Source organism: Paenibacillus sp. FSL K6-1558 (assembly GCF_038002565.1).
Lineage (GTDB): Bacteria > Bacillota > Bacilli > Paenibacillales > Paenibacillaceae > Paenibacillus > Paenibacillus polysaccharolyticus.
Genome location: NZ_JBBOCV010000001.1, coordinates 4,660,681 through 4,672,698 on the forward strand (window position 1 = coordinate 4,660,681; position 12,018 = coordinate 4,672,698).

Sequence of the window (12,018 nt, forward strand, 5' to 3'; positions counted from 1 at the left end):
AAATGAGGTGCACAAGTGAGTATTATCCAGATGGAGGGGTTATCCAAAAGCTTCAAGTATTACGAGAAAGAACTGGGGCTCAAAAAATCGCTCAAAAATTTAGTGAGGCGGAAATCACTGATCAAAGAAGCGGTTAGCGAAATATCCCTTGTAATCGAGCAGGGTGAGATGGTCGGATTTTTAGGACCGAACGGTTCTGGCAAAACAACTACGCTTAAGATGCTGTCCGGCATCTTGTATCCGACAAGCGGGCAAGCAACGGTATTAGGTTATGTCCCTTGGGAACGAAAAAAAGAATTCAAGATGCAGTTCTCAATCGTGATGGGGCAGAAATCACAGTTGTGGTGGGATTTACCGGCGAACGAATCGTTGTACCTGAACAAATGCATTTATGAGGTCGAGGATAAGCCCTACAATCTTGTCCTGGATGAGCTTACGGAGATGCTTGACGTTAAAGACCTGCTTAATATTCAGGTGCGGAGACTCTCGCTGGGGGAACGGATGAAGATGGAACTTATTGCGTCGCTCATCCACCGGCCCAAGGTGATTTTCCTGGATGAGCCTACAATCGGACTCGATCTGATCTCGCAGAAACGCATTCGGGAGTTTCTGAAAGATTATAACGAGCAGACGAAGGCAACGGTCATTCTGACAAGCCACTACATGGCGGATATTGAGGATCTATGCAAACGAGCGATTATCATCAATCAGGGGAGGATCGTATACGACGGCGATCTTCGGCGTGTGAACGAGCTGTTGCATGCCAAAAAGATTATCAAGCTGCAATTTACGGATGAAGTGCCGAGGCAAGCGCTAAGCGACTATGGCACGATTACTCAACATGACGGCATGAATGCCGTCATGGAAATTGACAAGCATGACCTCCAGCGGCTTTCCAAAATGATACTGGACCGGTTCCCGATCCTCGATTTCACAGTTGAAGATATACCTGTCGAGCGAGGCATCGAAAGCTTATATCAGAAAGATGGGGTCAGACATGAAAGCCTTGCAGAAATATAAAAGGACGTACATCCTTGCGCTTCAGAACGCGATGGAGTACCGGACCGATTTCCTGATGGGCATTATCAGCGGCGGCTTTATTATACTCGTCCAATGCTTCCTCTGGACAGCTGTGTTCCGCAGTTCGCCGCAAGAGATTATTAACGGCTATACGTATTCACAGATCATCATTTATTCCGTGTTGTCCGGCGTCGTCTCCAAGCTGGTTTCTGCCGGCTTCGAAGGGGAGATCGCGAATGACATCAAGACGGGCGGATTAAGCAAATTTATCGCTCAGCCCATTCATTATTTCAGCTATCGGATATGCAATTTCTTCGGTGAGAAAACGGTTCAGACCGGGGTCGTCCTTGTCTTATTCGTCATACTGATGACCGTGTTTACTCAGATTTGGGGGTTTCAGCTTAGAGTGGGGCAGATCGTTATGTTCCTGGTTAGTATTTTGTTTGGAATGCTCATCAACTTTCTGCTTTTTTATTCGATTAGTGCGCTCGCGTTCATCATTACTGAGGTTTGGGGCGTGTATATCGCGTTCAACCAAGGCGTCTATCTGCTCAGCGGCGCCATCTTTCCGCTTAATATTTTCGGAGATACGTTTGCCACAATCTCCAGCTATTTACCGTTCCAGTATGTCGTATTCTTCCCGGTTAAGATCATCCTCGGGAGCTTGGAGGTTCATGAGATCGTGAGCGGGCTCCTCTTGCAGGCCGTTTGGGTAACGGTACTTTTGCTCATTTCCAAGTTGGCTTGGGATTCCGGGATGAAGAAATATGTAGCCGTTGGAGGTTAGATCTGTGAGTATCCGCTTGAGTGAGATTCGGAAGCACGTACGTATGTTTTTTATTTTCGCAAAGAACAGTTTGGTCGGTTATATGGAATACAAAGCGAATTTCTACTCCGGTTTGATCATGGAGACCGTATTTCTGTTTTCCAAGCTGATCTATGTCATCTTCGTTTTCCAGCTGGGGATCGAAATTAATGGAATTTCTCCCGACCAGATGATGATCTTCACCGGGACCTATACGATTATGATCGCAATCTATACCGGATTGTTTATGGATAACTTTTATAGATTTTCCGGCCATATCCGCAACGGAACGTTGGACTTGTATATGACGAAGCCGCTATCGCTGCAGTTCATGATTTCATTCCGAAACGTTAACTACGCGTTTCCGATTCCGAACCTGATCGCCGGGATCACGATGATCGTAGTGGCTTGGCGGCGTCTTGGCATCGAGCCAAGTTTCATGCACGTGGCCGGATATATCGGCGTGATCTTGAGCAGCACGATCGTGACCTACTCGGTGCTTCTGATTCCGCAAATCCTTGCTTTCTGGACGGTGAAGTCCGGTTCGATCTTCGACATAATTGATAAGTGTTGGGATTTCAACAATATGCCAATGTACATATACCCCAAATGGCTACAGAGGATAGGGCTGTATGTCGTGCCTATCTTGTTTATTACCAACATGCCGTCGGTTTATTTGATCGACCGTTTGGACTTCTTCCTTGGGATATGGATTTTTGTAGCTCCTGTGATATCGCTTCTGGTCGTCAGGCTGTTCTGGAAGCTGGCCGTCAGACACTATGAGAGCGCCAGCAGTTAGAGAAATGCCAATAACAAATGGTTGAGAGGGTGAAGTGCATGAGCAAGATGGAGTTCAAGAGCTTTTCGCCGCAGACAGAGACTACTGCCAAGAAGCGGCTGCACAACGGGATCGAAATCTATCAAAACAACGAAGGCGAGACCGAGTTCCTCTACAACGAGATTTTCCAGAAGGAGATGTATTTCAAACACGGGATTACGCTCCCGGATCATGGCACGGTCATGGACGTTGGGGCAAATATCGGCATGTTCACCCTGTATGTCAGCAGCAAGAGCAATTGCAGGGTATACGCCTTTGAGCCACTGCCTCCGACGTTTAAGCTCTTGGAGATGAATACGAACTCGCTACCTCGCGTAACAACGGTTAACGTCGGACTTTCCAATGAGATCAAGGAAGCGGAGTTTGCCTATTTCCCCACGATGTCCACGGATTCTGTCCAGATCAGATACCGGGAGAACCACGATCAGGATCTCCGATACGGGTTAATCAACCATTACCGGGATCATTTCGACGACCCGCGCATGCTAAACCGGTTTGTGGATCAACTGATGTCGCCGAAGTTTCTGAATGAACAAATCCATCGATGTAAGCTAACTACGATCTCTGAAATGATCCATTATTACGATATGAACGCCATTGATCTGCTCAAAATCGACGTGGAAAAAAGTGAATTTGAGGTCCTGGAAGGAATAGAGCCGGAGGATTGGGGCAAAATCAGGCAAATTGTAATGGAGGTACACGGACTGGACGGAGAGCAGATCAGCAGGCTCGAGAACATCTTCCGAACCAACGGCTTCAATGTTGTGATCGATTACTACGAAGACTTGAATATCCCCAATTACTTTAATGTGTACGCGTTGAATCAGATGTATATATCGGCTGGGTGATAGTCATGATACAGCATCTGCATGCAAAGTTGGTATGCTCCAGCTGTAAGGGTGTGCTTGTCCAGTCGGAGGCGTTGCTGCAATGCTGCAACTGCAACGCAGTATATACGATCGATGATCGTTATGTATCGATGCTTGACCAGCGTGAGCAGGTTACCCACCCTTCCGAGTGGAACCGGAAAGAGGCTGAAATTCGGGATTATAGCGAGATTTCGGACTCCCTTGCACTGTCCGGTATAGGCCGATTCGCCACCTTTTTAAACTATGGTTACGTCCCATACGAGAATGAGCAACATGCGGTGATCGAGCCGGGCGATGCATGGAATAGAAACTCAGTCAAGCTGCTGCTTGAGACAGTGGGCAGGACGGAGATTCGGGAGCGGCAGGTGATCGACATCGGATGCGGCAGGGGAGGGAACATAGCAGCTCTGTCTAAATATTTCAAGCCGCTGTCTATTGTCGGTCTCGACATCTGCCCAGCGAATATAGCCTATTGTAATGCCAAATCCCGAGGGGGGGAATCTTTCTATCTCGTCGGCGATGCGGAGAATATACCGTTTGCAGACGAGAGCTTCGATGTAGTGTTAAATATAGAATCCGCACATGCCTATCCGAACCGATCACGATTCTATGAAGAGGTGTATCGGATCTTGAGAGTTGGCGGCGTATTTCTGTATACGGAGTTGATGCTGGGAGATCAGGTAGCGCAGAACGTCAGACTGTTAGAGGAAGCAGGCCTGTCTGTAATCCGTAATCAGGATGTGACTTCGAATGTTCTTCTATCATGTGATGAGAGTGCGAAGCAGCGTACTGGCACACAAGGGATTGCGAGCAACGCCAAAGCGAGCACGAATATTGGAGATATTAATGATTTCATCGCATTGCCCGGCTCGAAGAAATATGAAGAGATGAAGGCTGGAACGCGGCAATACCGTATGATGAACCTTGTTAAGAGGTAATAGAGCCGTAATATCAACAATAATCAGTATAGGAGAAATATTGTATGGAAGAAATTATTTCCCTGGACACCTTCCAGCCCTTCGACGGCATGACAAAAATGTTTCCGCATCATAATTTTCCTTATTTTAATTGCGGCTACAATTTGTGGTTAACGCTAGCCAGATATTTCAAAAAAGATGAGTTGCCGATTTTGAATAATGTCATTAGTATTTATAGATTTAATGAACAAAAAATACAAACAAGAGGATATTTCAAGTTAGAAGTGTTGGATCTTGAGGAGGGAGATCAGATCCTTGAGGCGATGGGGATCTCTATTCGTAAAAAATCTCCTGCACTAGATACGTTACAAGATGAGATCATAAGCTCTATTTCTAGTGGTCATCCGATTTCCATATTTATTGATTTATTTTATCAACGCGGGAGAGACTTTTATTATAACAAAAAACATGGACTGCACCCTGTTTTTGTCTATGGCTTCAATGTTATGAACGAGGAAATATATACGGTTGATGATATTACGGAATATAGACAATATTCTCTGCCATTTTCAGAATTTAAATCGTCATGCATGACTTCGGAACACGTAAAGATGCCAGACTACTTTTGGGAATATGCGCTAGTGCCCCCCGGTAATCATGAGATCTTGGACAATAAGAAGTCAGCAGACACAACCATCGATACATTCGTAGAAAATATGTGCAGGTATCAAAATGAAATAACGGAAAGTTTGAATAATATACTGTTGCTCGCAGAAAATTATGAGCTCATTATACAAAATGAAACGATTATAGAAACACTGAGCAGTACGATTTATAGAAAGTGTTCTGAGAAATACAGGTTAAATACGCTCTATAAGTACAACATGGATCATATCCATGCAAAACATACGCTTGATCCGTTATTGGACCAAATTATTCATGACTGGAAGACAGTAAGGATCTATTCGAATAAAGCCATCATGTCCCAAAAGTTCACTGGGGAAATCATAGATAAGTGCATTGGTTTAATTAAAAAAATCTATACGAATGAAGTGCGTTTTCATAATCAATTGTTTTTAATGTTAAAGGCTTTCAGGTAAGGTGAAATCACATCTAATATTGCTAGAAATGAGCCGCATGTACCTGATTAAATAGTTGCCTAGCCCGAAGCTTCTAGCGTTCGGGCCATTGTTATTTTTACCAAAATAATATGTTTAGCGCGAAGTATTGGTTGTGGCCTCTGTTCGTCGGATGGATCAGTTGTCAATAACGTTGTGTCGTTGATTGTTTTCAAGAGTTGCAGTAAGACGGGGTAAAGATATCCCTAACTTTTTGGCTTCTTTCACAACTTCAATTACTGAAAAACCTGCTTTGGTATTGTTGTATTCAATGGAAAGTCGTGCTAAGCTGCCCTTTGCAAAGATAACCTTGTTAAAAAGCATACTGAGAAGTGGTGGTGGAATTTTAGTCAGCAGTAGAGAAATCATATCAATCTGTGCACCTCTTGCTCTAAGTACAGGTACAATTTCCCTCATATTTTTTCCTACATTGGCGAATGAGTCACGATGATTCAAGAGTGCTGGAAAACTTCCCCGTCTCAACACTTCGGTTTCCATAGCTGCATTCATGGCAAAGTGATTCCATAGCCAATTTTGCATATCCTTTATCCAACTAATTTTAAAATGCGCACTTTCAAATAGTTCCTTGACCATGTTGCTTATTTGTTCCGTGCCTGCCCGTGGTTTTTCAAGAAATATCATTTTAAAAAAGCCGCCTCTAAGCCTATTGTCCGTGATGCCGCCTCCTGCTCCTGGGAAGCCAAAGACAACATTGTTCATAACCAAGGGTGAGATAGCTGATTTCAAATCTTGCCAAATATTATTGAATATGAGGACAGGGGTGTTTCCTGTAACAGTCGACAGTAATTGTGCTACCTCTGGAAGTTGTTCCGTACTGACACTTACAATAATGAGATCATAATTTGGACGTATCTCCTCATGAAGTTGAACGTTCCAGCGTTCCTTTATGAACTGTTTCCCCCTTCGTGCGTCCCACATTTCAAGCTCAATATAGCCTCCGAAGGTTGCTTTTCTCCCTTCCCTAACATAGAACTCAACGGTATGCCCTGCCTTTTCCAAAGACCAAGCATATTGGGTGGATATTAAACCTCTACCAAAGAATAAAATTCTCATATTGCCTCCCTAAAAATATATTTTAGCTCTTGTTGATGATCCAACAACGTGTTGTATAATGTTATTGTATGGATTCATTATATGGTCATCAACCATCAGATTTTTAATATCTGTCGTATCATGGGTTGAACAGATTGAACAGAAAATGGAGGGAAATCATGCATAAGCAACCTGAAATCACGGACAAAACAAGGCAGACGTTTGTAAATGTATTCTGCGATTTATATAGCCGGAAACCAATCGAAAAAATATCCATTCAAGAGATCGCTAACCAATCAGGATATAACCGCAGTACATTTTATCAATACTTTACAGATATCTATGACTTGTTGGACTGGGTTGAAGAACGTATTTTGAATTCCATTAACGAGGAAATGGCAGGCAGAGAGTTCTCTACACATACTTTCCAAGATGCACTTCAGTGCTTGGAAAATGCAGAGGACATTGCAATTCTGAAAGCTCTCTTGGGCGACTATGGCTCTGTTCATTTTGTGGAACGGCTAAAAAGGGAAATTCCCTTTGAACGATTGATTGTGGATTTTCCATCCGATGATGCTTTAGCGCCATATATCATTGAGTTTTACATATCAACATTAATATCTATGTTTCGCCTTTGGATACGAAACGGCAAAGATCTATCGTCAGAAGAGTTGGTCGGACTGATTGATAGCTTATTTACAAAGGGGATAACGCCATATCACATTTTTGGATCGGTCAATCCGCGGCGCCAATGAGGGGTATGGACGGGGCTTGTAACATTTTAATTAAGGCTCTCGAACAATTATAGTGATAGGTGATATCAAAAGGAGCTACCAATATGAACAGATTTAATTGCCCTTGTTGTGGCTATCCCACACTGGAGGAAAGACAAGGTTGGGAGATTTGTTGTTTATGTAATTGGGAAGACGATGGGCAAGATGATCCGCATGCAGATGAAGTTTGGGGCGGACCTAATCAAGACTATTCACTTGCGGAGGCTCGTGAGAACTTCAAAAAACACTACATTGTCAATCCGCGAGGAAACACAACCAAAGCAGAAGCTGTGGTGTTCCTCTACAGGCTGTATAACAGGTGAGAAATTGGAATGAAGATTGTAAAACCGCGCCAGGGATGTTGGCGCGGTTTTTGCTGTAAGTGTCTGTATGAGGTGAGGTAGGGAACATGCTATTGAAATGTGCGTAATAGAGTTGAAATGATAAGAATGAAGCATGAAAAATGAAGCATGTTCTTCTTCATTGTCCAGAAAGTAATAGTTTTATTAATAATATAAAATATATCATTTTTATGATTGGCAATTTTTGCTGACTCTTCATCAATAAGAGCAAAAAACCGATATTATATAAAAGTGTATTTCGCATATGTGAAACAATGATATGATCAATGAAATGATATTCATATAGGGGCGGGAGTATTAATGAGGAAGCACCATCAAGAGCGAATTCGGGAATTTGTAGGAACACTTTATGAGGCTAATGATGAGATGAAGCGACAATTTTTGCAAAGGAACCTCTCGTCAGTTATAGAACTTTTAAGTGGCTGTCAAGACATGGTTGTACATTTAGGTGAGTATATAGAAAAAGTAGAAGGTGAAGGCACACATACGGTTCAGATGCTTACGGATTATCATACAAATCTTTATAATGTTGCCGTTGCAATTGAAACTATTGATGTGAGTTTCGTCGAGCAATTATCCAATGAAATTAGACTGATTGAGAATAACATGAACAACGAGTTTAAGCTTAAATTCGAAGTTGTATTTTTCCCCTACAAGGCCTCCATGTGGGATTCACTTGAAAGTGTATGGATGGCGGCAAATGAAGATGAACAGTGTGAAGTGTATGTTGTTCCTATAGCTTACCGTGATCGCAATCCAGATGGTTCATACGGTGAACTTCATTACGAAGCCGGGGAATTACCTGAGTATGTTCCGATAACTCATTATGATTCTTACGATTTGAGTGTTCGTAGACCTGATGTAGCTTATATCCACAATCCGTATGATAACCATAATTTTATTACTTCCGTTGATCCAAGGTTCTATTCCTATGAAATAAAAAAAAATACCGATAAATTGGTCTATATCCCTTATTATTCTACTTCAGGTAGTATGAGTGAGGGACAGAAGAGTAGCTCCGCGTATTATCATGCGGATTATATTGTTACACAGGCCGAAAGATATCGCGAGTTTTTTGATCCAGCTTTTTCAGAAAAATTGCTGCCATTGGGTTCACCTAAATTTGATAGAGTGATAAGAATATGCAACAATCCACCCGAGCCGCCAGCTGCTTGGAAAGCTAAAATGGCAGGGAAAAAGGTATATTTCTATAACACGAGTATTGGTGGCTTATTAAATAACACTGCACTATTTTTGAAGAAAATGCACTATGTATTTAAAACATTTGCAGCTCATGATGATGTGTGTCTCTTATGGAGACCGCATCCACTACTAGAGTCATCACTTCATTCTATGAGATCGCAGTATACACAGATTTATTTTGAATTGAAAAGATACTTCATCGAAAATGAGATCGGTATTTACGATGAGACGCCGGATATTACCAATACTATTGCCCTCAGTGATGCTTACATTGGTGATTCAGGAACTTCGGTTGTTTCACTTTTCGGTATCGCAGGAAAACCAATCTTTATTTTAAATAATCAAATTCTTGAGGAACCTACTGAGGACGACTGGCGTGGTGAGATCATTAACAGAGGGTTTAACATTTACTCTGATGATCAATGGTTAATTACACGTGGTAACAAGCTATATCATTCTCCCGATAACAATTATAGATATCAATATTTATGTGATTTATCTGAATATGCTTATGGGGATTATTATTCATATGCAGTGACAGTAAATAATAAAACATACATTTGTCCTAGAAACGCACAGGACATTATCGTTATATTAGACAACAAAATTCACAAACGAGTTAAACTAGAAAGATATATTGAGCGGGCTGGCTCATTTGCTGGAGCCGTACATTGCGGGAAATACATTTTTCTTATACCGAATTTATATCCGGCTATTGTAAGGTTTGACACTGAGAATGGAGAAATTAAATATTTTAAATCTAATCTGGATGTATTTATCGGTACTAGAAACGGCGAACGTTCTATAGGTGGATATTGTGTTCAAAACGGAATTTTATTTATTGCTTCTCCTGTAGATAGTCGAGTGTTGGCAATCGAAGCCGTGAGTGGAAGAGAACAAATTTTAACCACAGGCGTAAATAATAATGCAGGATGTATTTCTTTGACCTCAGACGGTGTTAATTTGTGGTTTATGCCTTTTTCAGGGAAAAACATTACTTGCTGGAACCCGATGAATGGTAATGTCAGGGAATATGTAGATTTTCCTGAGGAACTGAAATGCAGACATATACATCTGGGATTTGAATGCATGGAACGACCATTTAGTCGTCCTACATTTGTTGGGGACTATGTCTATTTAGCACCGTACTGGTCTAATATGTACATTAAACTTAATAGAATTACAGGTGAATCTACTGAATGGAAACCTCCGTTCAAGACTCTTGATAAGATTAAAAACGGATACTATGCCTCATGGGGTGAAAGCTGGTTTCTTGATCGGGCAGAGGAAGTCAATAAGCATTATAATTTATTTTCGCTTTACGATAGAAAGTTATATCATGTTAATTTGGAAACTGGGAGTTATGAAGAAATCAATGTTGAATTCAACGTTGGAGAGCTAAAGGCAAACGAACCTGGCTTTAGTAAAAACTCTGAATGGCTGCAGTACTGTTGTGAGGAAACTGCTTTTAATTCAATTACTAGTTTTCTGGAGGGAAATGTAGTTGGAAATCCCTTCAACCGGGAAGAACAGATTGCTGCTTATAGAGAAATAATCGCTAACAATGATGGGACATGTGGTGAGCAGATTCATGAGTTTATAAAAGAGCGTCTTAATTAAAGGTAGGAGGCATCGGTATGACAAAAGTAATAACCTACGGTACATTCGATTTATTCCATGAAGGTCATTATAGACTGCTACAGAGAGCCAAAGAACTTGGTGATCACCTTATTGTTGGAGTTACCACTGAGGGGTACGACCAGACTAGAGGTAAGCTTAATGTAATAGATTCACTAATGACCCGAGTTGAAAATGTACGAAAAACAGGTTTTGCCGATGAGATTGTCATTGAAGAGTCACCCGGACAGAAGTTCCGAGATATTAAAAAATATAATATTGATATTTTTACTGTAGGTTCAGACTGGACCGGTCATTTTGATTATCTTAATGATTACTGTAAGGTTATATATCTTGAACGAACCAAGGATATTTCTAGTACAATGCTTCGCACTCAAAATAAACATATCCAGAGAATTGGAATAATTGGAACAGGGCGCATCGCGGAGAGGTTTATCCCAGAAGTGAATCTTGTTAGTGGTATAAGCACGCAGGGTGTGTATAATCCGAACATAGAAAGTTCTCGCAGGTTTGCTGAGAAATGGAACATTAATTCATATACGGAACTTGAGAATTTCTTCCTTGCAATTGATGCTGTCTATATTGCATCACCCCATGAAACTCATTACGAATACATTAAAATGTCACTTGAACAAGGTAAGCATGTTCTCTGTGAAAAACCTATGGTTTTGGAAAAAGCACAGGCAGAAGAACTTTTGAGATATGCAAATGAACATAATTTAACACTCTTTGAAGGAATTAAAACAGCCTATTCTCCGGGTTTCAGTAAGCTAATGGGAATTGCGTGTAGTGGAATTATTGGCAGTATAAGAAATGTAGAAGCTTGTTTCACAAAACTTGAAAACCCTTCAAGTCGTGAACTAACTAATTTGAAGTTCGGAGGAAGTTTCACTGAGCTTGGAAGCTACACTTTACTTCCAATTATTAAAATATTCGGCACAGAGTTTGAAGATATACGATTTGATTCAATAAAAGATGAGAATGGTCTTGATATATTTACGAAAGCACATTTCACGTATCCAAGTGGCATTGGAACTGCTACTTGCGGCCTTGGTGTGAAGTCCGAAGGACATCTTATTATTTCAGGAACAAAGGGTTATATCAAAGTTGAATCCCCATGGTGGAAAACAGCCTATTTTGAAGTTCACTTCGAAGATCCAAATGATGTTGAAAAATATTCAGACAGATTCTTGGGTGATGGATTAAGATATGAGATTAATGATTTCCTTTCTGTGATAAATGGGAATTATGAGAGTGGATTTAAGCTTACAACTAGAGAATCCATAGCTATGGCAGAAATTATGGAGCTGTTTATCCAGAAATTTAGAAAAGATTAATAAAGTATTTTAAAACGAAGGTAGTGGCTTTTATATCTAGTATCTGGATACAAACTACGGAAGGAGAAAGGAGCGAGACAAAATT

11 protein-coding genes are annotated in these 12,018 nt (G+C 41.2%); 10 read left to right on the plus strand and 1 reads right to left on the minus strand.

The genetic code is table 11. The features are described 5' to 3' along the window. Positions 1 to 15: 15 nt before the first annotated feature. Genes MHI38_RS20300 through MHI38_RS20325 form a run of 6 tightly spaced genes read left to right on the plus strand, consistent with a single transcriptional unit; the run spans position 16 to position 5,549 of the window. Positions 16 to 1,020 (plus strand): ABC transporter ATP-binding protein, encoded by a 1,005-nt coding sequence (locus tag MHI38_RS20300; protein WP_308723312.1) that lies wholly within the window; start codon positions 16 to 18, stop codon positions 1,018 to 1,020. Next, the gene (locus tag MHI38_RS20305) at positions 998 to 1,807 is read left to right on the plus strand and encodes an ABC transporter permease (protein ID WP_308723311.1); all 810 of its coding nucleotides are present in this window, start codon (positions 998 to 1,000) and stop codon (positions 1,805 to 1,807) included. The genes MHI38_RS20300 and MHI38_RS20305 overlap by 23 nt, the downstream gene beginning before the upstream one ends. A 4-nt stretch (positions 1,808 to 1,811) precedes the next feature. After that, positions 1,812 to 2,624, plus strand: coding sequence for an ABC transporter permease (locus MHI38_RS20310; protein ID WP_341181588.1), 813 nt, complete (start codon positions 1,812 to 1,814; stop codon positions 2,622 to 2,624). A 38-nt stretch (positions 2,625 to 2,662) separates the two neighbouring features. Next, positions 2,663 to 3,511: an FkbM family methyltransferase gene (locus MHI38_RS20315; RefSeq protein ID WP_186812440.1), complete on the plus strand. Its 849-nt coding sequence runs from the start codon at positions 2,663 to 2,665 to the stop codon at positions 3,509 to 3,511. A 5-nt stretch (positions 3,512 to 3,516) separates the two neighbouring features. Continuing rightward, complete coding sequence (locus tag MHI38_RS20320; protein WP_154985776.1) at positions 3,517 to 4,470, plus strand: class I SAM-dependent methyltransferase; 954 nt, start codon at positions 3,517 to 3,519, stop codon at positions 4,468 to 4,470. Positions 4,471 to 4,514: 44 nt separating this feature from the next. After that, positions 4,515 to 5,549 carry a hypothetical protein gene (locus MHI38_RS20325; protein WP_308723308.1) on the plus strand — a complete coding sequence of 345 codons (1,035 nt, stop codon included), beginning with the start codon at positions 4,515 to 4,517 and terminating at the stop codon, positions 5,547 to 5,549. Between the two features lie 156 nt (positions 5,550 to 5,705). Here MHI38_RS20325 and MHI38_RS20330 read toward each other — a convergent pair whose 3' ends face one another. Further along, positions 5,706 to 6,641, minus strand: a complete 936-nt coding sequence (locus MHI38_RS20330; RefSeq protein ID WP_341181589.1) for a ketopantoate reductase family protein — start codon at positions 6,639 to 6,641, stop codon at positions 5,706 to 5,708. A gap of 158 nt (positions 6,642 to 6,799) precedes the next feature. Between MHI38_RS20330 and MHI38_RS20335 the strand changes: the two genes are divergently transcribed. The 4 genes from MHI38_RS20335 (at position 6,800) to MHI38_RS20350 (ending at position 11,933) form a co-directional block, all read left to right on the plus strand. Next, positions 6,800 to 7,375 (plus strand): TetR/AcrR family transcriptional regulator, encoded by a 576-nt coding sequence (locus tag MHI38_RS20335; RefSeq protein ID WP_154891626.1) that lies wholly within the window; start codon positions 6,800 to 6,802, stop codon positions 7,373 to 7,375. Positions 7,376 to 7,458: 83 nt separating this feature from the next. After that, on the plus strand, positions 7,459 to 7,716 hold the full coding sequence (locus MHI38_RS20340; protein ID WP_341181590.1) for a CPCC family cysteine-rich protein: 258 nt from the start codon (positions 7,459 to 7,461) through the stop codon (positions 7,714 to 7,716). 339 nt (positions 7,717 to 8,055) lie between these two features. Next, the gene (locus MHI38_RS20345) at positions 8,056 to 10,578 is read left to right on the plus strand and encodes a hypothetical protein (RefSeq protein WP_154891627.1); all 2,523 of its coding nucleotides are present in this window, start codon (positions 8,056 to 8,058) and stop codon (positions 10,576 to 10,578) included. Between the two features lie 17 nt (positions 10,579 to 10,595). After that, entirely contained in the window at positions 10,596 to 11,933 is a 1,338-nt protein-coding gene (locus MHI38_RS20350) for a Gfo/Idh/MocA family oxidoreductase (protein WP_154891628.1), read from the plus strand. Positions 11,934 to 12,018 lie beyond the last annotated feature (85 nt).

Excerpts from the sequence above, each read along its gene's own strand:
- MHI38_RS20315 (WP_186812440.1), top strand. The coding sequence starts at position 2,663 with ATGAGCAAGATGGAGTTCAAGAGCTTTTCGCCGCAGACAGAGACTACT.
- MHI38_RS20350 (WP_154891628.1), top strand. The coding sequence starts at position 10,596 with ATGACAAAAGTAATAACCTACGGTACATTCGATTTATTCCATGAAGGT.
- MHI38_RS20320 (WP_154985776.1), top strand. The coding sequence starts at position 3,517 with ATGATACAGCATCTGCATGCAAAGTTGGTATGCTCCAGCTGTAAGGGT.
- MHI38_RS20340 (WP_341181590.1), top strand. The coding sequence starts at position 7,459 with ATGAACAGATTTAATTGCCCTTGTTGTGGCTATCCCACACTGGAGGAA.
- MHI38_RS20325 (WP_308723308.1), top strand. The coding sequence starts at position 4,515 with ATGGAAGAAATTATTTCCCTGGACACCTTCCAGCCCTTCGACGGCATG.
- MHI38_RS20305 (WP_308723311.1), top strand. The coding sequence starts at position 998 with ATGAAAGCCTTGCAGAAATATAAAAGGACGTACATCCTTGCGCTTCAG.
- MHI38_RS20345 (WP_154891627.1), top strand. The coding sequence starts at position 8,056 with ATGAGGAAGCACCATCAAGAGCGAATTCGGGAATTTGTAGGAACACTT.
- MHI38_RS20330 (WP_341181589.1), bottom strand. The coding sequence starts at position 6,641 with ATGAGAATTTTATTCTTTGGTAGAGGTTTAATATCCACCCAATATGCT.
- MHI38_RS20335 (WP_154891626.1), top strand. The coding sequence starts at position 6,800 with ATGCATAAGCAACCTGAAATCACGGACAAAACAAGGCAGACGTTTGTA.